Raw genomic sequence first — 22,068 nt, 5'->3', positions numbered from 1 at the left:
TACCGTGAGGGAAAGGCGAAAAGAACCCCGGAGAGGGGAGTGAAATAGATCCTGAAACCGTATGCGTACAAGCAGTGGGAGCAGACTTTGTTCTGTGACTGCGTACCTTTTGTATAATGGGTCAGCGACTTATTTTCAGTGGCGAGCTTAACCGAATAGGGGAGGCGTAGCGAAAGCGAGTCTTAATAGGGCGTCTAGTCGCTGGGAATAGACCCGAAACCGGGCGATCTATCCATGGGCAGGTTGAAGGTTAGGTAACACTGACTGGAGGACCGAACCGACTACCGTTGAAAAGTTAGCGGATGACCTGTGGATCGGAGTGAAAGGCTAATCAAGCTCGGAGATAGCTGGTTCTCCTCGAAAGCTATTTAGGTAGCGCCTCATGTATCACTGTAGGGGGTAGAGCACTGTTTCGGCTAGGGGGTCATCCCGACTTACCAAACCGATGCAAACTCCGAATACCTACAAGTGCCGAGCATGGGAGACACACGGCGGGTGCTAACGTCCGTCGTGAAAAGGGAAACAACCCAGACCGTCAGCTAAGGTCCCAAAGTTATGGTTAAGTGGGAAACGATGTGGGAAGGCTTAGACAGCTAGGAGGTTGGCTTAGAAGCAGCCACCCTTTAAAGAAAGCGTAATAGCTCACTAGTCGAGTCGGCCTGCGCGGAAGATGTAACGGGGCTCAAACCATACACCGAAGCTACGGGTATCACGTAAGTGATGCGGTAGAGGAGCGTTCTGTAAGCCTGTGAAGGTGAGTTGAGAAGCTTGCTGGAGGTATCAGAAGTGCGAATGCTGACATGAGTAACGACAATGGGTGTGAAAAACACCCACGCCGAAAGACCAAGGTTTCCTGCGCAACGTTAATCGACGCAGGGTTAGTCGGTCCCTAAGGCGAGGCTGAAAAGCGTAGTCGATGGAAAACAGGTTAATATTCCTGTACTTCTGGTTATTGCGATGGAGGGACGGAGAAGGCTAGGCCAGCTTGGCGTTGGTTGTCCAAGTTTAAGGTGGTAGGCTGAAATCTTAGGTAAATCCGGGGTTTCAAGGCCGAGAGCTGATGACGAGTTACCCTTTGGGTGACGAAGTGGTTGATGCCATGCTTCCAAGAAAAGCTTCTAAGCTTCAGATAACCAGGAACCGTACCCCAAACCGACACAGGTGGTTGGGTAGAGAATACCAAGGCGCTTGAGAGAACTCGGGTGAAGGAACTAGGCAAAATGGCACCGTAACTTCGGGAGAAGGTGCGCCGGTGAGGGTGAAGCACTTGCTGCGTAAGCCCACGCCGGTCGAAGATACCAGGCCGCTGCGACTGTTTATTAAAAACACAGCACTCTGCAAACACGAAAGTGGACGTATAGGGTGTGACGCCTGCCCGGTGCCGGAAGGTTAATTGATGGGGTTAGCTAACGCGAAGCTCTTGATCGAAGCCCCGGTAAACGGCGGCCGTAACTATAACGGTCCTAAGGTAGCGAAATTCCTTGTCGGGTAAGTTCCGACCTGCACGAATGGCGTAACGATGGCGGCGCTGTCTCCACCCGAGACTCAGTGAAATTGAAATCGCTGTGAAGATGCAGTGTATCCGCGGCTAGACGGAAAGACCCCGTGAACCTTTACTATAGCTTTGCACTGGACTTTGAATTTGCTTGTGTAGGATAGGTGGGAGGCTTTGAAGCGTGGACGCCAGTCTGCGTGGAGCCATCCTTGAAATACCACCCTGGCAACTTTGAGGTTCTAACTCAGGTCCGTTATCCGGATCGAGGACAGTGTATGGTGGGTAGTTTGACTGGGGCGGTCTCCTCCTAAAGAGTAACGGAGGAGTACGAAGGTGCGCTCAGACCGGTCGGAAATCGGTCGTAGAGTATAAAGGCAAAAGCGCGCTTGACTGCGAGACAGACACGTCGAGCAGGTACGAAAGTAGGTCTTAGTGATCCGGTGGTTCTGTATGGAAGGGCCATCGCTCAACGGATAAAAGGTACTCCGGGGATAACAGGCTGATACCGCCCAAGAGTTCATATCGACGGCGGTGTTTGGCACCTCGATGTCGGCTCATCACATCCTGGGGCTGAAGCCGGTCCCAAGGGTATGGCTGTTCGCCATTTAAAGTGGTACGCGAGCTGGGTTTAGAACGTCGTGAGACAGTTCGGTCCCTATCTGCCGTGGACGTTTGAGATTTGAGAGGGGCTGCTCCTAGTACGAGAGGACCGGAGTGGACGAACCTCTGGTGTTCCGGTTGTCACGCCAGTGGCATTGCCGGGTAGCTATGTTCGGAAAAGATAACCGCTGAAAGCATCTAAGCGGGAAACTTGCCTCAAGATGAGATCTCACTGGAGCCTTGAGCTCCCTGAAGGGCCGTCGAAGACTACGACGTTGATAGGCAGGGTGTGTAAGCGCTGTGAGGCGTTGAGCTAACCTGTACTAATTGCCCGTGAGGCTTGACCATATAACACCCAAGCAATTTGCGCTTAGAAAGCCAGATTGCGGTGTGGTGAAGACGAAACGAACCGAAAGTTTGCGGCTCACACCTGATCACATACCCGATTTGCTGGAACGCTGAAAAGCGCGCTGGCTCAAGAATTTCTTGACGACCATAGAGCATTGGAACCACCTGATCCCATCCCGAACTCAGCAGTGAAACGATGCATCGCCGATGGTAGTGTGGGGTTTCCCCATGTGAGAGTAGGTCATCGTCAAGATTAAATTCCGAAACCCCAATTGCGAAAGCAGTTGGGGTTTTGTTTTGCCCGCCATAAAACACCAGTGGAAGCTCGTGATAAATTTGCACGGTTATTTACCAGCGAGGGCACTAGAATAGCCCTTCCTTAGCTGAGCCAGAGCGCTTTATGCCCGATCCGTCAGACACCGAGAGATTGTCAGATCTACCCCTGAACGATCTGGTGGCATGCCATGAATGCGACCTGTTGATGCGCAAGCCTCGGCTGGCCCATGGCGAAAAAGCCGAGTGTCCCCGTTGCGGATATGAGCTTTACGCACACCGGCACAATGTCGTCGAACGCAGTCTTGCCCTGGTTATCGCCGCGCTGCTGTTGTACGTGCCGGCCAACTTCCTACCCATCATGCAGCTCAACCTGCTCGGGCAGTCCTCCCAGGACACCGTCTGGAGCGGTGTAGTCGGCCTGTTCGATACGGGCATGCAGGGCATATCGGTGGTGGTGTTCCTGTGCAGCATGGGCATTCCGCTCCTCAAACTGCTTTGTCAATTGCTTGTGTTGTTGACCATTCGCCTGAATATCGGGCGTAGCTATGGGCTGTTGCTGTATCGCATTTATCACCATCTGCGCGACTGGGGGATGCTCGAGGTCTATCTCATGGGCGTGCTGGTGGCCATCGTCAAGCTGGCGGACATGGCGGCCATCACCGTAGGGCTCGGCCTGGTGTGCTTTATCAGTTTGTTGCTGGTCCAGGTCTGGTTGGAAGTGGCGATGTCACCGCATCAGATCTGGCAAGCGTTATCAGGAGAGGATGACCATGCGGGCGATTGATGCAGGCATTCTGATCTGTACGGAATGCCATGAGTTGAATCGACAGGACCCCGAGACCGACAAGCAAACCTGCACCCGTTGCGGCGCACGGGTTCATCCCCGTCGTCCGGACAGCATGATGCGGACCTGGGCGTTGTTGATCACTGCCGCGATTCTTTATATTCCGGCCAACCTGCTGCCGATCATGACCATCAACTCGCTGGGCCAGGGTGCCCCGAGCACGATCATGGCCGGCGTTATCGAGCTGGTGCAGCACGGCATGATCCCCATCGCCGCAGTGGTGTTCATCGCCAGTATCGTTGTGCCCACGTTCAAGTTGGTGGGGATTGCCCTGTTGCTGTTTTCCGTACAACGGCACCAGCCGATGTCGGCGCGCCAGCGCATCCTCATGTACCGTTTCATCGAGTTCATCGGCCGCTGGTCGATGCTGGATATCTTTGTGATCGCCATCCTGGTGGCGGTGGTGAATTTCGGTCGCCTTGCCAGTGTCGAAGCCGGGCTGGGGGCCATCGCTTTTGCCAGCGTAGTGATTTTGACAATGATTGCCGCAGTAACCTTCGATCCCCGACTGATCTGGGATAACACGGAGTCGGATAACGACCATGACTGATTTGCCTACCGCAAAAACCCGACCGGCTTCGAACTGGTCGGCCATCTGGATCCTGCCGTTGATTGCCCTGATCATCGGCGGCTGGCTCGGCTGGCGGGCCTACAACGACACCGGGATCGAGATCAACGTACGCTTCGAAAGCGGCGAAGGCATCCAGGCCAACAAGACCGAAATCGTCTACAAGGGCATGTCGGTGGGCAAGGTGAAGACCCTGACGTTGGACGATGAAGGCAGCTCCAAAGGCGTGATCGCCACCGTTGAGATGAACAAGGACGTCGAGCAATACCTGAAGACCGGAACGCGTTTCTGGCTGGTCAAGCCGAGCGTCAGCCTGGCCGGTATCACCGGCCTGGAAACCCTGGTGTCGGGCAACTACGTGGCGATCAGCCCCGGTGAAGGGGAGTCGACCCGCAAGTTCAAGGCCTTGGCGGAGGAACCGCCGCTGTCGGATTCCAAGCCGGGGTTGCACTTGACCATCAAGGCCGACCGACTGGGTTCGCTGAACCGCGGCAGTCCGGTGTTCTACAAACAGATCCAGGTCGGCCAGGTGAAAAGCTACCTGCTGTCCGAGGATCAGAGCACCGTCGAGATCAAGGTGTTCATCGAGCCGACCTATGCCAGCCTGGTGCGCAAGCACACGCGTTTCTGGAACGCCAGCGGCATCAGCATCGACGCCAACCTGTCGGGCGTAAAGGTGCGTAGTGAGTCCCTGGCGAGCATCGTGGCCGGTGGTATTGCATTCGCCACGCCCGAAGGCCGCAAGGACAGTCCGCCGACAGACCCGAGCCTGCCGTTCAGGCTCTACGAAGACTTTGACGCCGCTGCCGCGGGCATCCGCGTGAAGGTCAAGCTCAGCGACTTCGAAGGCTTGCAGGCCGGCCGTACGCCGGTAATGTACAAAGGCATCCAGGTCGGCAGCCTGAAGAACCTCAAGGTCGATCCGGACCTGTCCAGCGCCACGGCCGAGTTGACCATGGATCCGCTGGCTGAAGATTACCTGGTCACCGGCACCCAGTTCTGGGTGGTCAAGCCATCGATCTCCCTGGCGGGGATCACCGGCCTGGAAGCGTTGGTCAAGGGTAACTACATTGCCGTGCGCCCCGGGGACAAGGGGGGCGCGCCGCAGCGTGAGTTCGAGGCGCGAGCCAAGGCGCCGCCGCTGGACCTGCGTTCACCCGGGCTGCACCTGGTCCTGCTCACCGAGAACCTAGGATCGCTGGAGGTCGGCAGCCCGATCCTCTACAAACAGGTCAAGGTCGGTTCGGTGCAGAGCTACCAGTTCTCACGCAAGAAAAAGCAGTTGATCATCGGTGTGCACATCGAGAAGGAATACGAAGGACTGGTCAACGGCTCGACACGTTTCTGGAACGCCAGTGGCATCACCCTCACGGGCGGCTTGACGGGCGGTATCCAGGTCAAGAGCGAGTCCCTGCAAAGCCTGATGGCCGGCGGGATTTCCTTTGAGACTCCGGAGCCGAATGTGCCGCTGAAACGGCGGATCCCACGCTTCCGCCTGTTCGAAGACCGTGAAGCGGCACAACAGCGAGGCACTCTGGTGACGATCAAGGTCGATCGCGCCGATGGCTTGCGCAGCGGCACGCCGATCCGTTTCAAAGGGTTGGATGTGGGCAAGATCGAAACGGTGGATCTGAGCGCCGATATGCAATCGGTGCTGCTCAGCGCGCGGATCACCGAAGTGCCGGAGCGCATCGCCCGGGTCGGTTCGCAGTTCTGGGTGGTCAAGCCCGAGTTGGGCTTGATGAAGACCTCCAACCTGGAGACCTTGGTAAGCGGCCAGTACATCGAGGTGCAACCTTCGGCGAAGAACCTGGGGCCACAGAAGAACTTCGTGGCCCTTGCCAATCCACCGGAAACGGCCGTGCCAGAAGCCGGCCTGAGCCTGGTATTGAGTGCGGCTCGCCGTGGCTCGTTGAAGATCGGCGTGCCGGTGACCTACCGCGAAATCACGGTGGGCAAGGTCACGGGATATGAATTGGGCCAGACCGCGGATCGGGTATTGATCCATATCCTGATCGAACCCAAGTACGCGCCATTGGTGCGCAGCGGCACGCGATTCTGGAACAGCAGTGGCTTTGGCCTGGACTTCGGTTTGTTCAAAGGCGCAACGGTGCGCACCGAATCGCTGGAGACCCTGCTCCAGGGCGGTATCGCCTTCGCCACGCCGGATGGCGAGCGGATGGGCAGCCCGGCACGACCGGAGCAGACCTTCGCACTGTTCGATAAATTCGAAGATGAATGGCTGACCTGGGCACCCAAGATCAAGATCGATAAGTAGGGGTTCGCGAGCAGGCTCGCTCCCACAAGGGATCACCTGCTCGCCAGGGGGCCTGAACAAAAACACCGAGCAATAAAAAAGGCCGCGATCCATGGATCACGGCCTTTTTCATGCCCGGCGACTCACCTCACACCGGGTCCAGCTCCGGCTCGTCGGCCTGTGCGTTCACCGTGGCTTTGACCGCATCGCGGCGACGGATGTACTTCCAGTCCGCCTCGTCGATGTAGATCCCGCTCGGGCCGCTGCCACCTTCCAGATCGATGGCGACACTGGCGCAGACCTGCGGCTTCACGCTCGCCAGGATCGGCACGAAGCCCAGCTGCAGGCTGGTCTCCAGCAGTGCGGCCTGGTTTTTTTCGTCGATGTCTGCTGCTTCGTCCAGGTAGTACGGCAAGCGCACGCGACCGGCCTGTTCACGGTCCATCAGGTGCAGCAACAGGTACATGTTGGTCAGCGCCTTGATGGTCATGGTGGTGCCGTTGGACGCCGCACCGTCGATGTCGGTGTGGATGACGGGCTGGCCATTGACCTTGGTGATCTCGAAGGCCAGTTCGAACAGGTCCTTGAGGCCGAGTTGGTTGTGGTTCGCCGCCACCAGGCGCGCCAGGTATTCCTTGGCCTCTTCGTTCTTGTTGTCCTGTTCCGCGCTCTGGCTGAGGTCGAACACCGACAGGGTTTCGCCTTCCTCGTACTGGCCGGCGCTGTGGATGATCTGGTCGATATGCTTGAGGGCTTCCTTGTTCGGCGCCAGGACGATACGGAAGCTCTGCAGGTTGGACACCTGGCGCTTGTTGATCTCGCGGTTGAACAGGGCCAGTTGGTGTTCGAGGCTGTCGTAGTCGCTGCGAATGTTGCGCAGGGTCCGGGCGATGTCGGTCACCGCCGCGCGCCGTGCCTTGCCCAGGGTCAGGGCTTCGTCGGTACGGTGGGCATAGGCGTTGATCAGCAGTTGCAGGCGCCGCTCCATGTCGTCTTCGCTGTCGAACTTGGCGACACCCTTGAGGCGTACCTGGGCGTACAGCGCTTCGATCTGGCCATCGACCCGCAGCAGGCCTTGCCAGCTGTCCTGGTAGTCATTGAGCAGCGGCAACAGGTTGTCCATGGAGTCGTCGACCGGGTCCATGAACGGCGTGCCGAACGGCAGGTCCGCCGGCAATAACTGGCGGCGACGCAGGGCGTCGTCGAGAGTGCGCTGCTTGGCTTCCATGTCGGCGATCTGGCGGCCCACCAATTGCAGCTTGGCGGAGAGTTGCTGGACACGTTCGGTGAAGGCATCGCTGGAACGCTTGAGCTCGTCCTGGGCGGCTTCCATCTGCGCCAGTTGTTCCAGCTTTTCGCCTTCCTCGGCGCTCAGTGTCTGGGTGCGACGGAAGTCTTCCAGGGCTTTCTGCGCGTCCAGGACCTGCTGGTACAGCGCTTCGGTCTGGGTCTTGCTCGCCGCACGGTCGGCCGCGACGGCCTGCTGGGTCTTGAGCTGCTTGAGTTCTTTTTCCAGGCGTTCCTTCTGGTCGCGCAACGCGGCACGGTCGGCCAGTGCCTGCAGGGCGGGAGGCTCGATGTGGGACAGGTCGATGGCCAGGCCCGGCACTTCGAAGCGTTCACCCTTGAAGCCGTCGAGGATCAGCTCCAGGGACTTGACCCATTGACCGTCCTCGTCCAACGCGATGCCGTGCTCGCCCAGTGGCAAGCTGAACAGGGCGCTGTTGAACAGGCGCATCAGGCGTTCGACGTCCTGCTGGGAGAATTCCTCGCGCAGGCGCGCATAGCTGTTGTTGTCGGCGTGATCGAGTTGCTGCTTGACTGACTTCAGGCGCTTTTCCAGGTCCCGCAGACGCTCGTCCAGGTCCTCGGCGCTGAACTGCCGGGACTGGGCCAGGGCGCCGGCCAGCTCGTCGTGGGCGTCCTTGGCGGCGAGCAACTGCTGCTCCAGGACCTTGACGTCATCGACCAGGGCAAACCGATGCTTGAGCACCGAGAGTTCGCCGAGCCAGCGCTGGATGCCGGTGATTTCCCGCTCCAGGCGCATCAGTTCCTGGGTGCCGCCGCGCTGGTCGTTTTGCAGCGCGTCCTGCTCGTTACGGTAGTGTTCGGCCTGGAGGGTCAACTCTTCCTTGCGCGCACTGGCGTAGTCCGACCAGGTGCCGAGCAGCGAGTCGAGCAGCGGCGACAGGCGATGCAGTTTGCCGCGCAGGATGTCGCGTTGCTTCACGCCATTGGCCAGGGCTTCCACCAATGGGCCGGCGGCCACCAGGGAGTTGTAGTCCTGTTCCATGCGTCGTACGTCACGGAACGCTTCTTCGCACGCGGCAATGTAGTCCACGCTGCCGGAGCGCAGGCTGTGTTCGAACGCGTCGAGGAACAGTTGCTTGAGCTTGGCCGCGGTGATTTCGCGCATGTGCAGCAGGTTGATGAACAGTGCGCGGAAGGTCTTGAGGCTCTGCTCGCTGGTGGAGCGCAGCGGGATCAGCGTCAGGTCCAGAGGAATCGAGGTGTGGCCACCCACCAGCAGGCGCCGCAGCTCATCCGGCTTGAGTTCATAGGCTTTCAGGCCTTCGCGCTCAAGGTTGGTGAACAATTCCTTCTGGCGCAGGCAGGTGTCATCTTTCTGGTAGTGAGCCAGGTCCAGCTTGCCGGCGTAGGCAAAGAACTGGTGGCCGAAACCGCCGCCAGGGCCGCGACCGACCACGCCGATGACGTGCGGGCCATGGGGCAGGGCGACTTCCACGAGGATGTAGCTGGTGTCCGAGGCAAAGTAGAAACGCCGGGATTGTTCCAGGCTGTACTTGCCGAAGCTCATGTCCGACATGCGCGCCAGAATCGGGAACTGCAAGGCGTTGATCGAGGCGGATTTACCGAGGTTGTTCGCGCCATACACCGACAGCGGTTCTTCCAGCGGAAACAGGCCGAGGCTGTAGCCGGCGGTGTTCAAAAGGGCGAAGCGGCGGATGCCGTAGCGTTCCTGGCTCATGCGTCGGTCTCCTGTTCTTCGGCAATGGCGCGGGCCAGTGCATCTTCTTCGCTCTCGTCTTCAAAAGGGGCCAGGTCGAGCGGGTCGTCGGTCTGCAGCAGTTTCTCGTCGCTGTCTTCGTCGATCAGCACCGGCGCCGGCAACGGCAGCACGCTGTGCACGCTGGCGGCCAGGTCACGGTCCTGCTGGACCGACAGGCAGACGTCGAGGAAGCGGTGCATCGGCGGCAAGAAGCGGTACACGCCGTTGTCTTCGCTGGCAAAACCCAGCTGGGTCATGCGGCGCATGATTTTCTCTTCCAGTTCTTCCTGGGTCTGGACTTCGGCCTGGATGAACAGGTCGCGGTACTTTTCCAGCAACGAAGGCAGCTCATCGCGGCCCAGGCTGCCGCCATCGAGCACGGCGATCGGGTCGCGGCCCTGGTCGGCCAGGTGTTCGACCAGGATGAACGTGAACAGGGCCAGGCGCTGGGCGGTCTTGTTCACCGCCGCGGCAGCCAGGTCCGGCACGAAGTAATAAAAGCCGCGGGTGTCGCACACCAGTTCGAAGCCCAAGGCCTTGAACAAGGTGCGGTACTGGTCCTGGAAGTTGGACAGTTGGGCGTACAACTCAGGGTCGCGCCGGCTGACGTGGTAGCCCTTGAACAGCTCGCGGAAGATCGGCGCCAGCTGGGACAGTTCGGATAGATCAAGATGCATGGGGGATGCTCGCAGAATCCTCGGCAGCGTTGTCGCGGGCCGAGAGCAGGGCGAAGGAGCGCAGGCTGACCTGATGCTCGTGAGTGTAGTATTCGCGGCGTTCCAGACGCTCGCGCTTGAAACGTTTTTCCCGCGACAGGCGCGAGAACCAGTACAGCAATTCGTCGGTGGCGCTGTCCGGTTCCTGCTCCAGCAGCCAGGTCATCAGGTCCGGCATCGGCAGCGCCTCTTCGCAGCGCTCGACCATCTCGCGTGCGGTGCGCGGCGCGCGTGGGGCGTCGCCACCCTTGTGGGTCTTGTGGGACTTGGGGAAGCGCGCCGGTTTCGGCTCGAAGCGGGCCAGGGCGTAGACATAGGCTTCCACCTGGCTGGCACTGCCGAGGAAGGTACTTTGCGGCCGGGTGAACAGCGGCATGGCCGCCTGGGGCACGGCATCGAGGCCTTTGCGGCGAATGGCGGCCAGGGCCAGCGCGGCGCCACGGGTCACGGCGTTGTGACGGCGGGCTTCTTCGCGCAGCGGCAGCAACAGTTCACGGGCATGACGCAGGGTCAACTGGGCGCTGGTCTGCATCTCGAGGATACGGGCGTGGGTGCGCAGGAGCATGTCGTCGTCCACCAGGTGGCCGAGGCGCTGTTGTTCGGTGAGCATGCGCAACAGCACGTTCTCGACCTTGCGCACGCCCTGCTCGAAGGCACCGTCGGCGTTTACCAGCTGGATCATCGGCTCGACGTATTCGTCCCAGGTTGCCAGGACTTCGGCATAACGCTGGCGCAGCGGGATCTGCCGGTCGCTGGTCTTGGCGCGTTCGGCCACGGCCACCAGGGCCTGTTCGTCATTGGCGAGTTTCTTCAGGACGTCGCGCACGCGCATGTCCAGAAGCCGCAGTTGGCGGGCGAGGTCATTACCGTCGCGCACGTCGAAGGCGTCCTGGATATAGCCGGCCAGGCGTTCGAGGTGGCGCAGGTAGGCTTCGATCTCCAGGCACAGGCCCAGGCGGTGTTCGCGACGCAGGTAGGCGAGGAAATCGTGGATCTGGGCGTTCAGTTCGAAGCGGTTCGGGCTTTTTGCCACCGGCACCAGGATGTCCAGGCGGATCCACACGTCCAGCAGGTTGGTGATGTCCTGGGGCGTGCTGTCCAGTTGTTGGGCGGCCAGTTGTGAACGCAGTTCGTTGAGGCTCAGGGTGCCCTGGTCGAAGTGCTCGCACAAAGGTTCCAGCAATGCCCAGTGTTCAGCGAGGGCGCGCAAGACGCGCTTGGGTTCGATCATCGCAATGGCCGTCGGGTTGGCAATTAAAAGCGGCGATTGTACTGCATCGGGCCGGTTGCGATTCACCCCTGAGACGGACTGTCGTGCGGATCGCCCAACTATTGGCTCAACAGGGAAGCGATCCGCGTCGAAGGGCGGTAGAATCCCTCCCACTTTCCGTTATCCACAAGTGGCCGACCCTTGCTTATCGAGTCTCGTCGCCGCGCCTATCTGACCGCCATGCAGGTGGTCAGTTGGCTGCCGCGTACCGAATTGCCCTTCGCCGCCCCGTCGCGGCCCGAGCTGCTGGACACGCCCGAGCCGCTGGACGTTGCGCCGGTGCCGGCGATGCCGGTGGCCCGGGCGCCCGCCGAACCGTCGGTGCCGATGCCCGAGCGGCCTAAACCCGAGCGGCCGAAAATCGAAGTGCCGCGTCCGAGCCTGGCCTCGACTCGTACCAACGCCAAGCCGATGGAAGAGGCCGAAGAGGCCGCGGCCCCGGACAAGGCCCCTCCGGTCGCGCCACCGCGGTTCGCCTTGCAACTGCTGCGCGCGGGACGTTGCCTGCTGCTGGTGGAGTTGCCCACCGGCGAGCCGTTCCAGAGCCGAGACCCGGCCTACCTGCTGCTCAAGGACATGCTGCGCGCCGCCGGCCTGCCGGACAGCCCGCAGATCATCGGCGAGCCGGTGCGCTGGCCGCTGTTGTCCCGTGGGGCACTGGACCAGGGGCCGGAGGCGGCGCGGGATTTCGTCCAGGGATTTGTCTCGGCCCGGCTCGAGGACGAGCCCTGCGTGTGCCTGTGGCTGATCGGCCTGCCGGCGGTGAAGTTCGCCGGCGAGGCAGACGCGCAGGCATTCAATCGCGAACTGCAGGTCGAAGGCCTGGGCTCGGCCTGGGCGTTGCCCGGGCTGGAACTGTTAATGGAAACGCCACAGCGCAAGGCTGACGTCTGGCAAGCCATGCGCCGGCTGATGGCGCGTTGGAAAGAATCGAATGAGTGACGCTGTATCGTTCCGCCCGATGACCGAGGCGGACCTCGACGCTGTGCTGAAAGTCGAATACGCCGCCTACAGCCACCCTTGGACCCGGGGCATCTTTCTCGACGGGCTGGGCAAGTACCAGATCTGGCTGATGTTCGAAGGCCAGCAGCAGGTGGGTCATGGCGTGGTCCAGATCATCCTGGATGAGGCGCACCTGCTCAACATCACCGTCAAGCCGGAAAACCAGGGCCGCGGCCTGGGCTTGCGCCTGCTGGAACACCTCATGTCCATCGCCTACAAGGCCGAGGCCCGGGAGTGCTTCCTGGAAGTGCGCGACAGCAACCGCACGGCGTTTCGGCTGTATGAGCGCTACGGTTTCAACGAAATCGGCCGGCGCCGCGATTACTACCCGGCGGTGGGCGGGCGTGAAGACGCAGTGGTCATGGCGTGCACGCTGGTGGATTGATGGTCCAACGGGCATGACGCATGCCCTTGTGGGAGCGGGCTTGCTCGCGAATGCGGTGTGTCAGCCGAAAGACTCGTTAACTGACACACCGCATTCGCGAGCAAGCCCGCTCCCACATGAGAGGTCTAGCGCTTACCATCCAGCGGATCGATGTCGGACATTTCGGCCTCGTCCAGGCCATCGCCGCCACCGATGTCATCCTCATCCACCACGCTCAGGTCCCAATCCGCCTGGCCATCGTCGCCCGCTTCGAGGGCATCCCGGGCGCCGTCTTCGCGAATCAGGGTCTCGGGGCTCAGGTCGTCGTCGGTCGGCTGGTGATCATCCGTCGAGGCGCCGGTCAGGCCCGCTTCGCGCACCCGCTCACGGGGCATCAGGTGTTCGCGCTCGTTTTCCGGCAGCTCGTCGCCGATCTTCGCGCTGGGCTGTTCGTCGTCGAATGCCAGCTCGTGCATCGAGCCCATGCGGTCTTCGTTGTCGTCGATCGGTTCCGGCTGCGCTGCGTCGAAGGGACGTCGTGAATCATTCATGGCAATTCCTCATACTGTGTTACTGGGTGGACCCGCCGCGGTGCCGAGAATTCCAACGGCGTCACCGAAGTGACCTCTACAGCCTGTCGGCTGTCAAAGTTGCGCACTATTCTCGAGGGCAAGAAGCATGAACGAATTACAAGATCTGATTGATAACAACGCGCGCTGGGCCGATGCGATCAAGCAGGAGGATCCTGACTTCTTCGCCAAGCTGGCTCGTCAGCAGACCCCGGAGTACCTGTGGATCGGCTGTTCCGACGCGCGGGTGCCCGCCAACGAAATCGTCGGCATGTTGCCGGGCGACCTGTTCGTCCACCGCAACGTGGCCAACGTGGTGTTGCACACCGACCTCAATTGCCTGTCGGTGATCCAGTACGCGGTGGACGTGCTGAAGGTCAAGCACATCCTGGTGACCGGCCACTACGGCTGTGGTGGCGTGCGGGCCTCGATGCAGGACCGCCAGTTGGGCCTGATCGACGGTTGGCTGCGCTCGATCCGCGACCTGTACTACGAGCACCGTGAGACGCTGGCCCAATTGCCAACCGAAGAGGAGCGCGTGGATCGCCTGTGCGAGCTCAACGTGATCCAGCAGGTGGCCAACGTCGGCCATACCAGCATTGTCCAGAACGCCTGGCATCGCGGGCAGAAGCTGTCGATCCACGGTTGCATCTACGGCATCAAGGATGGGCGCTGGAAAAGCCTGGACACCACCATCAGTGGTTTCGAGCAGTTGCCGCCGCAGTATCGGTTGCGTCCCGTCGGCGCGCCGTGACCTCGGCGGGTCAATCGCGATGACACCGATGGCGCCAGTGCTGTAGGAACTCCATCCCCTGCTCGTTGGGCGGTTCGTCATAACCTGTGATCCAACCGTGACAGTTGGACGAACCGCACCGACAGGCAAACTGGCGATACAGCTTCTGTTCGGTGCTGGCGCGGTCGGTGGTCAGGCCGTCGCCCCTGACGATGCGGGTCAGGGCCCACAGCCACAATTCGCTCATGTCGAGAAAGACGTTCGGATTGCAGGAATGCTCCAACAGGCCGGCGAAGTGCGGGTCGTACATGTGCACGTCCGGCAATATCTGCAGTGTATGCGGGCCTCGTCGGCCCACCAGTAGCCCCGAAACCCGGCAGATGCGTTCCATGGGGGCGAAGTTTCGCTGAGTGATGACGGCGAAACCGCGTCCGTCCGCTGTCCGCAGGACTTGAAAATCCCGGGCCGAGGGATACTGCAGTCGCGTACTGAGTGCCTTTTGGGGATAGATGCAATCCCCGATCCGCGAACGGGCTTGATATGGACTGGAAGTGGTCATGACTGTCCTTGTCTGCAAGGTAAGCTTTCAGCGCCGGCGATCCTGCCAACACTCGTCGTACTCCACAGCTTCCCCCAAGTCCTGCCTGATGGCTACTGTCAACTCTGACAGGCGCGCCGAGCGCTTGCCGCTGTCAGCGCGCGCTGACAGAGGCAAAGGGCTTTGGCTTATACCGGTTCGGCAGGCAACGGCATCGGTGCCTTGAGTTGCGGAAGTTGCGTCTTGATCGCCGGCGTATCGCAGGTTTTAGCCGCTTCTTCCGGAGTCAGCTTGCGAATCGTGGTGTAGAACAGCTCGCAGGTCTTCTCCTTTTGCGTGACTTGCCAGGTCTGCGTGCACTGGTTCAACTGCGTGGTCGGGTCGGTGCCCGGCTTGCTGCCCATGCCGGCTTGCCAGCAGGCCGCGCTCAGGTCCTGGCCCATGACCTTCAGGCCCGCCGCATCGGCCTTGGCTTCATCCCCGTCGTAGTTGTCCTTGTCGGCGGCATACCAGATATAGCTCGGATGATTGGAGCCCAGCACCGGGACCGGGGTGCCGCCAGCCGGCGTGATGGTTGCCAGGCCGAGCACGTTCACGGTTTGGCCGTACTGGGTCTTGATCCAGTTCCGCACGGGAGCGCCGAAGGCCACCATGGGCAGCGAGGCGCCGCCGGTGGTCTGTGTCAACTGCTTGACCATGGTGGTCTGGTAGGCGTTGAAGTAACCGTAGAGCCCTTCCAGGGTCTGGCCGGCGTTGGACGGGGCCGCGATGGGGGCGATGTCGATGATGGTCTGGTAGCCCGGCGTCTGCGCGGCGGGGACGCCGTTGTCGGTCAGCAGCGAGGCCCAGCGGTCAGTGGTGGCCGACTCGAGGTAATCCTGGGCCTGGGTCAGGGAGTAATCCGGCGGGAAGTGCAGCAGTTCGATGCTCTTGCGGTTTTCCAGGGCCATGCCCAGAGGTAGGAACAGGTACCAGTTGTAGGCCCATTTCTTCTCGCTGTTGAGTTTCGTCGCGCCGGTGTAGGCCAGGTCTCCGGCATTGAGCAGCGCCGTCAACGGCTGGCCATAGCCCTTGGGCACTCCGCTGATGTGGGCGTAAACCTTGTCCTTGTCGCGTTTGACGCTGACCTTGGCCGTGCCATAGCCGTCGCGCTGCACGCTCTGGGTCAGGTAGTGCTCGACGGTCTGCTCCAGGGTCCAGTTGCGGAAGCAGATGACGTTGCAGTTGTTGGGGTAGGCGAAGAGGCGGGTGACGCGTTCGGTGCTGCCCAGCTGTACATCGATATCGGCCGCGTGGGCGGCGGCACTGAAGGCCAGGGCGGCAAGAGAACATACGGCGAGTTTTGACATGCTCAGATCCTTTTCAGCGTGGAGACCCCTCGATAGGGTGTCTCCATACTGAAACAGACCGAGCTGAAGAAACAGTGGGCCAAGGGAAATATCAGCGTTTTTTTATGGCTTTATGGCATCACTGGCGGCAAATAAGACAACGTCGTTCCCAGCGCCCACAACAGCGCCAGCACCAGGGGCGTGTGCACCAGCAATTGCACGAACGAGAACCCGATCAGGTCCCTGGCCTTGAGCCCCAGCACGCCCAGCAGCGGCAGCATGTAGAAGGGGTTGATGAGGTTCGGCAAGGCTTCGGCCGCGTTGTAGATCTGCACCGCCCAGCCCAGGTGGTAGTTCAGGTCATTCGCCACCTGCATGACGTAGGGCGCCTCGATGATCCACTTGCCACCGCCCGAGGGAATGAAGAATCCCAGCACCGCCGAGTAGACGCCCATCAGCAAAGCGTAGGTGTCATGGGACGCGACTTGTACGAAAAAGGTCGAGATGTGGTGGGCCAGCGTCTGGGCATCAGTACCCTTGACCGTGGTCAGCAACGCCGCAATCGAGCCGTACAGCGGAAACTGGATCAGCACGCCGGTGGTGGTCGGCACCGCGCGGGCCACGGCGTCCAGAAAACTGCGGGGCCGCCAGTGCAACAGCGCGCCCAGCATCAGGAACAGGAAGTTGTAGGTATTGAGCCCGGAGATGGCGCTGATCGCCGGCTTCGTCGAAAACTCATGGAACAGCCAGCCAGCGGCCAGCAGCACCAGGGCGATGGTCAGCAGCGGGCTGTGCTCCAGCCATTCGCCGGGCCGGGTGCGAGGTTGCAACGCCGGCATGCTGAAGCTCGGATCGATGCCGCACGCGGCGGCGTCGCGGGCGCTGTTCGGCCCTGGGGCGGTGGCGTAGGCGACGATCAACGAGATCACGATCAGCGCCAGCAGCATCACCCCGGACTGCCAGAGAAAAATGGTCTGGGTGAATGGAATCACCCCGGTGATCGACAGAATCGACGGCGGCAGGCTCGCCGGGTTGGCCTGCAACTGCGCGGCCGACGACGACAGTCCCAGGGCCCACACCGCCCCCAGTCCCAGATAGGCGGCGGCACCGGCGGCGCGATAATCCATCTTCAACTCGGTACGACGGGCGAGGGCACGTACCAGCAGGCCGCCGAATACCAGCGACAGCCCCCAGTTGAGCAGCGAGGCGACCATCGAGATCAAGGCCACCCAGGCGACGGCGGAGCGTCCATTGCCCGGGATCCGCGCCAGGCGATCGATCAACCTCACGGCCGGCGGCGAGCTGGCGACCACATAGCCGCCGATGACCACGAAGGCCATCTGCATGGTGAACGGGATCAGGCTCCAGAACCCATCGCCGAAGGCCATGGCCGCCGCCGTGGGCGTGGCACCGATGAATTGCGTTGCCACGGCGACCACCAATACCGCCAGCGCGGCGAAGACCCAGGAGTCGGGGAACCAGCGCTCGGCGAAACTGGAACAGTGCAAGGCGAAGCGGGCGCTACGGCTGTCTTCGATGTCGGTGGTCACGGTCGTTACCTCGATTTTTATGATTGGTCTTGAGGGGGCTCTGGAGCGGTGAGGCTCCGACAACGGTAGAACAATCCACTGACCATGAAAGCGGGGCCGTGGTTCGCGAGCCGGCAGGAATATTCACCGCCGACCAACGGTACTCTTCAGAAAAAATTTGCCGGGCCGATGGCAAGGGAAAGGAACTGTCAACTCTCCTGCCTGGAGCATGCTATATGTTCAACAATCGCCTGAAGCAGGAGCTGTTGGCTCTTCGCCAAGAACTGTCCAGTCTCATGCAGGTAAAGGAAAGCCTGGATCGAGAAATGCTGGCCATGACCCTGGATGTCGACGGACGCATCCAGACGGTCAATCAGAACTTTCTCGATCAAATGCAGTACCGGAGCCAGGACCTGATCGGCCGTCCGGTCGAGGACCTGGTCCCGGCCTATCTGAGATCCAACGAGTTCCAGCTTCGCTTCAAGACGGCGCTGACCCGTGGCGAGCATTTTTCCGGTGCCGTACGTATTTTGCGTGGCAACGGCCAGGAAGCCTGGCTGCGTTCGATCCTGCAACCGGTACTCAATGCCGAGGGACGGATCCGTTTTTTCTCGATGTACTCCAACGACCTGACCCGCACGATCGAGGGTTCGCGCGAGCATGAAAACCTGATCGGTGCGCTCGTGCGTTCCACGGCAGTGATCGAGTTCGACCTGGAGGGCCACGTGCTGTCGGCCAACGACCGTTTCCTCAATGCCATGGGATACAACCTGGCGCAGATCAAGGGCAAGCATCACCGCATGTTCTGTGAGCCGGAGGAATACAACAGCCCGTCTTACCAGCATTTCTGGAAGCGCCTGAACAGTGGTGAGTTCGTCGCCGGTCGCTTCAAGCGCATTGACAGCAACGGTCGCGAAGTCTGGTTGGAGGCGTCCTACAACCCGGTGCTCGACGCCAACGAGCGGTTGTACAAGGTGGTCAAGTTCGCCACCAACATCACCGATCAGGTCAACCAGGAAAAAGCCGTCGCCGAGGCCGCCAACATCGCCTACAGCACCTCGTTGCAAACCGATAACAGCGCCCAGCGCGGCACCACGGTGGTGACCCAGGCGGTGGATGTGATGCGCGACCTGGCCCGGCACATGCAAACCGCCGGCGAAGGCATCGAAGCACTCAATGAGCAGTCCCTGGTGATCGGGACCATCGTCAAGACCATCAGCGGCATCGCCGAACAGACCAACCTGTTGGCGCTCAACGCCGCGATCGAGGCGGCCCGGGCCGGCGAGCAGGGCCGTGGCTTTGCGGTCGTGGCCGATGAGGTCCGGCAGTTGGCATCGCGTACCAGCCAGGCGACGGATGAGATTGTCGGCGTGGTTCGCCAGAACCAGGACATGGCGCGCAACGCCGTGGCGCTGATGACCGACGGCCAGCACCAGGCCGAGCAAGGCCTGGCCCTGGCCGCCGAAGCGGGGTCGGTGATCGTCGAGATCCAGGACGGGGCGAAGAAGGTGGTCGATGCGGTGAGCCAGTTCGCCAACCAGCTGTCCACCTGATGCCATGAAGTTATTGTTTTTTACATATTAATTATTGTATTGCGATAATTTCGTGGCTATGTTTTGGGCTTCCTTTATTGATGGAGCCCTCACATGTCATCGAATCGTCTTGCCTCTTACAGCCAGCGCATGGCCGCCATCACGCTTGTCTTCATTGTCGTGATGATGGTCGTCAACACTGGCGCCTGGCTGTTTCCCGAGGTGGCCGCACGTTATGGCCTGGGTTTCGCCCTGACTGAGCGTCAGCTGTCGAGCATGTCCGAAGAAGCGATGCACTTGGCCGGTTGGCAACGCCTGGGCGCCATCCTCTTGTCGAGTATCCCGTTGCTGGCCCTGGCACTCGGGCTGGCGAACCTGCGCCAACTGTTCAAGCGCTACGCCCAGGGCCTGTATTTTTCCAGCGAAGCCGCGGTGTATCTGGGCAGGGCCGGGCGTGCGGTCGCGTTGTGGGTACTGCTGGATTTCCTCTGCGAGCCGTTCCTCAGCCTGCTGGTGACGATCCACGCGCCGGTCGGCCAGCGCCTGCTGACCCTCAGCGTGACCGCGCCGTCGTTTGTCGCTTTGTTTCTCGCGGCCTGTATTGCGATCATTGCCCGGATACTGTCCCAGGCCAGTGAAGTCGATTCAGAAAACCGAACCTTCGTTTGAGATCCCCATGCCTATCGTGATTCAACTTGATGTGATGCTGGCGCTGCGCAAGGTCAAATCCAAGGACTTGGCCGCCGGTATCGGCATAACGGAAGCCAACCTTTCCTTGCTCAAACAAGGAAAGGTCAAGGGCATACGCCTGGCGACCCTCGAAGCCATTTGCAGCTACCTGGACTGCCAGCCTGGCGACCTGCTGGTCTACCAACCGCCGGGCGAGGGCGATCAGTCTCCCAGCGCCTGACCCTCGCGGCGTGGATCCGCGCCGCCGGCCAACGCGGCTTTCCCTTGGGCATCACGCACCCGGACGATTGCCTGGGTGCCGCTGGTCATGTCGATTTCGCTGACCGCGTGGCCTTTGTCTTTCAGTGCCTGGATCAGCGTCGGGCTGAACTGGCCCTGCTCCAGTTCGGTAGGGCCGTTGCGGCTGCCGAAGTTGGGTAGGTTGATGGCGCTTTGCGGGTCAAGGTTCCAGTCCAGCAAGCCGATCACCGACTTGGCAACGTATTCGATGATTTGCGAGCCGCCCGGTGAGCCGACGGTGGCCATCCACTCACCGCTCTGGCGATCGAAGATCAGCGTCGGAGCCATGGAGGAACGCGGACGCTTGCCAGGCTCGACGCGGTTGGCAACTTTTTGCCCGTTCTCTTCGGGAATGAACGAGAAGTCGGTCATCTGGTTGTTGAGCATGAACCCCTGGACCATCAAGTGTGAGCCGAACGCCGACTCCACCGTGGTGGTCATGGACACGGCGCCCCCCTGATCGTCCACCGCCACCACTTGGGACGTGGAGATACGCAGCGGCGAGCGGTCCGGTGCATAGGCCACCTGGATGCCCGGCGGTGTGCCCGGCTTGGCGACACCCATGCTGCGAGGGCCGATAAGGCTGGCACGGCTGGCCAGGTAGCCGGGATCCACCAGGCCTTTGACCGGTACGGGGACAAAGTCCGAGTCGGCGACATATTGCGCGCGATCGGCATAAGCCAGGCGTTCGGCCTCGGCGATCAGGTGCACCGCTTCGGGCGCGGGCTCGATGCCGGCCGGCTTATCGGTCTTGTGGGGTTTGAGGGGCGCAAGGGCCAGGCGACTGTCGCGCTGCTCCAGGGCCTGCAAGGTGCCGAGGATTTGCGCCACGGCGATCCCGCCGGAGGACGGTGGCGCCATGCCGCAGACCTGCCAGCGTTTGTAGTCGGTGCACAGGGGCGCCCGCTCCTGGGCGGTGTAGCTTTTGAGGTCGTCCAGCGACAGGCTGCCGGGATTGGCATGGGCACGGACCTTGGCGACGATCTCTTCGGCCACGGGGCCTTGGTACAACGCGTCGGCACCTTCGTTGGCGATGCGCTTGAGCACACCGGCCAGTGCCGGGTTTTTCAACAGGGTGCCGACCGCTTTCGGGCTGCCATCGGCATTCAGGAAATACTTCGCCATGTCCGGTGAGCCCGGCAAGGACGGATCGGCAGCGATCATTGAATGCAATCTCGGCGAGATCGCGAAACCCTGTTCCGCCAAGGCGATGGCCGGCTCGAACAGCGTCGCCCATTTCAGCCGGCCGTGTTTGCGATGGGCCAGTTCCAAGGCCCGTAGTACTCCTGGCGTTCCCACCGAGCGACCGCCGATCTGGGCGGCGGTAAACCCCATGGGCTTGCCGTCGGCTTGCAGGAAAAGCTTTTCCGTGGCGCCGGCCGGTGCCGTCTCGCGACCATCGTAAGTGCGCACGGCCTTGCCATCCCACAGCACGATAAACGCACCGCCGCCGATGCCCGAAGATTGCGGCTCTACCAGCGTCAGCACTGCTTGCATCGCAATCGCCGCATCGATGGCCGAACCGCCGCGCCGCAGCATTTCTCGCCCGGCCTCGGCCGCCAGCGGGTTGGCCGCGGCCGCCATGTGCCGGGTGGCATGTTGGGTTTGCAGATCGGTGCGGTAGCCGGAAGCGATCTCCGGCGCGCTGGGCAATGCCGGTGTCGTCGAGGAGGGTGGGGCCTTGCAGGCGACGAGGGCCAGGGCTACAGCCAGCAGCGAAACGGCTGACAGGCGTTGAAGGTTCGATGGCTGATGTGTGGGCACGTGTCGCTCCATCCGTGGGTCAGGGGTAGGGAGATCGACTGTAGCGATGCGAGGCGTGTGGCGCAAATCAGCGGCTGTCGGAGCGGGCGTGTAACGAGTGGGTTCGCGGCTGCTGCAAAAAGGCTGGGGCCAATGCTTTTCTCGAGGCATAAAAAAACGGCTTATCTTTCGATAAGCCGTTTTTAGTACTTGGTGGCTACACAGGGACTTGAACCCCGGACCCCAGCATTATGAATGCTATGCTCTAACCAACTGAGCTATGTAGCCAAGTGGCGCGCATTATTCGCCGCTAACGAAGAAGTGTCAAGCGTAAATCTGAAATATTTCTCTGCGCTTTCAACTGCTTATCCATCCTC

General features: G+C 61.1%; 17 protein-coding genes, 1 tRNA gene and 2 rRNA genes (1 of these 20 only partly in view). 11 read left to right on the top strand and 9 right to left on the bottom strand.

Annotated features, from left to right (window positions below):
* The 5 genes from VM99_04650 to VM99_04630 all read left to right on the top strand — a co-directional run.
* Positions 1-2,460 (top strand): 23S ribosomal RNA (locus VM99_04650) (it extends 456 nt beyond the left edge of the window).
* Positions 2,461-2,580: 120 nt separating this feature from the next.
* A 5S ribosomal RNA gene (locus VM99_04645) occupies positions 2,581-2,696 on the top strand.
* Positions 2,697-2,843: 147 nt separating this feature from the next.
* Positions 2,844-3,503, top strand: coding sequence for a paraquat-inducible protein A (locus VM99_04640; protein ID AKJ97372.1), 660 nt, complete (start codon positions 2,844-2,846; stop codon positions 3,501-3,503).
* Complete coding sequence (locus VM99_04635) at positions 3,490-4,113, top strand: paraquat-inducible protein A (protein AKJ97371.1); 624 nt, start codon at positions 3,490-3,492, stop codon at positions 4,111-4,113. Before VM99_04640 ends, VM99_04635 begins: the two co-directional genes overlap by 14 nt.
* Positions 4,106-6,409: a mammalian cell entry protein gene (locus VM99_04630; protein ID AKJ97370.1), complete on the top strand. Its 2,304-nt coding sequence runs from the start codon at positions 4,106-4,108 to the stop codon at positions 6,407-6,409. Before VM99_04635 ends, VM99_04630 begins: the two co-directional genes overlap by 8 nt.
* A 127-nt stretch (positions 6,410-6,536) precedes the next feature.
* Here VM99_04630 and VM99_04625 read toward each other — a convergent pair whose 3' ends face one another.
* From VM99_04625 to VM99_04615, 3 genes are read right to left on the bottom strand one after another with little or no spacing between them, the layout of a single operon-like run.
* Entirely contained in the window at positions 6,537-9,377 is a 2,841-nt protein-coding gene (locus VM99_04625; protein AKJ97369.1) for a chromosome partitioning protein ParA, read from the bottom strand.
* Positions 9,374-10,075: a chromosome partitioning protein gene (locus VM99_04620; GenBank protein AKJ97368.1), complete on the bottom strand. Its 702-nt coding sequence runs from the start codon at positions 10,073-10,075 to the stop codon at positions 9,374-9,376. The genes VM99_04625 and VM99_04620 overlap by 4 nt, the downstream gene beginning before the upstream one ends.
* Positions 10,065-11,345: a hypothetical protein gene (locus tag VM99_04615; protein ID AKJ97367.1), complete on the bottom strand. Its 1,281-nt coding sequence runs from the start codon at positions 11,343-11,345 to the stop codon at positions 10,065-10,067. The genes VM99_04620 and VM99_04615 overlap by 11 nt, the downstream gene beginning before the upstream one ends.
* Positions 11,346-11,564: 219 nt before the next feature.
* Between VM99_04615 and VM99_04610 the strand changes: the two genes are divergently transcribed.
* Both VM99_04610 and VM99_04605 read left to right on the top strand, forming a co-directional pair.
* Positions 11,565-12,326 carry an energy transducer TonB gene (locus VM99_04610; protein AKJ97366.1) on the top strand — a complete coding sequence of 254 codons (762 nt, stop codon included), beginning with the start codon at positions 11,565-11,567 and terminating at the stop codon, positions 12,324-12,326.
* Entirely contained in the window at positions 12,319-12,771 is a 453-nt protein-coding gene (locus VM99_04605) for an alanine acetyltransferase (protein ID AKJ97365.1), read from the top strand. Before VM99_04610 ends, VM99_04605 begins: the two co-directional genes overlap by 8 nt.
* Positions 12,772-12,896: 125 nt before the next feature.
* Here the strand turns inward: VM99_04605 and VM99_04600 are convergent, their stop codons facing one another.
* Positions 12,897-13,301, bottom strand: coding sequence for an HPr (locus tag VM99_04600; GenBank protein AKJ97364.1), 405 nt, complete (start codon positions 13,299-13,301; stop codon positions 12,897-12,899).
* A 127-nt stretch (positions 13,302-13,428) separates the two neighbouring features.
* Here VM99_04600 and VM99_04595 point away from each other — a divergent pair, with 127 nt between their 5' ends.
* Positions 13,429-14,073, top strand: coding sequence for a carbonate dehydratase (locus tag VM99_04595; GenBank protein ID AKJ97363.1), 645 nt, complete (start codon positions 13,429-13,431; stop codon positions 14,071-14,073).
* A gap of 10 nt (positions 14,074-14,083) precedes the next feature.
* Here VM99_04595 and VM99_04590 read toward each other — a convergent pair whose 3' ends face one another.
* From VM99_04590 to VM99_04580, 3 genes are all read right to left on the bottom strand, one after another.
* On the bottom strand, positions 14,084-14,611 hold the full coding sequence (locus tag VM99_04590) for a lysine methyltransferase (GenBank protein AKJ97362.1): 528 nt from the start codon (positions 14,609-14,611) through the stop codon (positions 14,084-14,086).
* A gap of 167 nt (positions 14,612-14,778) precedes the next feature.
* On the bottom strand, positions 14,779-15,939 hold the full coding sequence (locus VM99_04585) for a hypothetical protein (GenBank protein ID AKJ97361.1): 1,161 nt from the start codon (positions 15,937-15,939) through the stop codon (positions 14,779-14,781).
* Positions 15,940-16,049: 110 nt separating this feature from the next.
* A complete protein-coding gene (locus VM99_04580; GenBank protein AKJ97360.1) occupies positions 16,050-17,468 on the bottom strand; it encodes a Short chain fatty acid transporter in 1,419 nt (472 codons plus the stop codon).
* A gap of 215 nt (positions 17,469-17,683) precedes the next feature.
* Here VM99_04580 and VM99_04575 point away from each other — a divergent pair, with 215 nt between their 5' ends.
* The 3 genes from VM99_04575 (at position 17,684) to VM99_04565 (ending at position 19,889) form a co-directional block, all read left to right on the top strand.
* The gene (locus VM99_04575) at positions 17,684-19,000 is read left to right on the top strand and encodes a chemotaxis protein (GenBank protein ID AKJ97359.1); all 1,317 of its coding nucleotides are present in this window, start codon (positions 17,684-17,686) and stop codon (positions 18,998-19,000) included.
* Between the two features lie 93 nt (positions 19,001-19,093).
* Positions 19,094-19,648 carry a membrane protein gene (locus tag VM99_04570; GenBank protein ID AKJ97358.1) on the top strand — a complete coding sequence of 185 codons (555 nt, stop codon included), beginning with the start codon at positions 19,094-19,096 and terminating at the stop codon, positions 19,646-19,648.
* A gap of 7 nt (positions 19,649-19,655) precedes the next feature.
* The gene (locus tag VM99_04565; protein AKJ97357.1) at positions 19,656-19,889 is read left to right on the top strand and encodes a Cro/Cl family transcriptional regulator; all 234 of its coding nucleotides are present in this window, start codon (positions 19,656-19,658) and stop codon (positions 19,887-19,889) included.
* On the opposite strand, the gene VM99_04560 is transcribed toward VM99_04565, so the two are convergent.
* On the bottom strand, positions 19,871-21,724 hold the full coding sequence (locus VM99_04560; GenBank protein AKJ97356.1) for a gamma-glutamyltransferase: 1,854 nt from the start codon (positions 21,722-21,724) through the stop codon (positions 19,871-19,873). The two genes, VM99_04565 and VM99_04560, sit on opposite strands and share 19 nt — an antisense overlap.
* A 178-nt stretch (positions 21,725-21,902) precedes the next feature.
* Positions 21,903-21,979: transfer RNA gene (locus VM99_04555), tRNA-Met, on the bottom strand.
* Positions 21,980-22,068: the final 89 nt, after the last annotated feature.

This window comes from Pseudomonas chlororaphis (genome assembly GCA_001023535.1).
In the GTDB taxonomy this organism is placed as follows: Bacteria; Pseudomonadota; Gammaproteobacteria; order Pseudomonadales; family Pseudomonadaceae; genus Aquipseudomonas; species Aquipseudomonas chlororaphis_E.
The sequence above is the reverse complement of the archived record's forward strand: the minus strand, read 5'-3'. Positions and strand labels throughout refer to the sequence as shown.

Excerpts from the sequence above, each read along its gene's own strand:
- VM99_04615 (AKJ97367.1), bottom strand. The coding sequence starts at position 11,345 with ATGATCGAACCCAAGCGCGTCTTGCGCGCCCTCGCTGAACACTGGGCA.
- VM99_04585 (AKJ97361.1), bottom strand. The coding sequence starts at position 15,939 with ATGTCAAAACTCGCCGTATGTTCTCTTGCCGCCCTGGCCTTCAGTGCC.
- VM99_04605 (AKJ97365.1), top strand. The coding sequence starts at position 12,319 with ATGAGTGACGCTGTATCGTTCCGCCCGATGACCGAGGCGGACCTCGAC.
- VM99_04630 (AKJ97370.1), top strand. The coding sequence starts at position 4,106 with ATGACTGATTTGCCTACCGCAAAAACCCGACCGGCTTCGAACTGGTCG.
- VM99_04600 (AKJ97364.1), bottom strand. The coding sequence starts at position 13,301 with ATGAATGATTCACGACGTCCCTTCGACGCAGCGCAGCCGGAACCGATC.
- VM99_04640 (AKJ97372.1), top strand. The coding sequence starts at position 2,844 with ATGCCCGATCCGTCAGACACCGAGAGATTGTCAGATCTACCCCTGAAC.
- VM99_04590 (AKJ97362.1), bottom strand. The coding sequence starts at position 14,611 with ATGACCACTTCCAGTCCATATCAAGCCCGTTCGCGGATCGGGGATTGC.
- VM99_04635 (AKJ97371.1), top strand. The coding sequence starts at position 3,490 with ATGCGGGCGATTGATGCAGGCATTCTGATCTGTACGGAATGCCATGAG.
- VM99_04625 (AKJ97369.1), bottom strand. The coding sequence starts at position 9,377 with ATGAGCCAGGAACGCTACGGCATCCGCCGCTTCGCCCTTTTGAACACC.
- VM99_04575 (AKJ97359.1), top strand. The coding sequence starts at position 17,684 with ATGTTCAACAATCGCCTGAAGCAGGAGCTGTTGGCTCTTCGCCAAGAA.
- VM99_04565 (AKJ97357.1), top strand. The coding sequence starts at position 19,656 with ATGCCTATCGTGATTCAACTTGATGTGATGCTGGCGCTGCGCAAGGTC.
- VM99_04560 (AKJ97356.1), bottom strand. The coding sequence starts at position 21,724 with ATGGAGCGACACGTGCCCACACATCAGCCATCGAACCTTCAACGCCTG.
- VM99_04570 (AKJ97358.1), top strand. The coding sequence starts at position 19,094 with ATGTCATCGAATCGTCTTGCCTCTTACAGCCAGCGCATGGCCGCCATC.
- VM99_04620 (AKJ97368.1), bottom strand. The coding sequence starts at position 10,075 with ATGCATCTTGATCTATCCGAACTGTCCCAGCTGGCGCCGATCTTCCGC.
- VM99_04610 (AKJ97366.1), top strand. The coding sequence starts at position 11,565 with ATGCAGGTGGTCAGTTGGCTGCCGCGTACCGAATTGCCCTTCGCCGCC.
- VM99_04595 (AKJ97363.1), top strand. The coding sequence starts at position 13,429 with ATGAACGAATTACAAGATCTGATTGATAACAACGCGCGCTGGGCCGAT.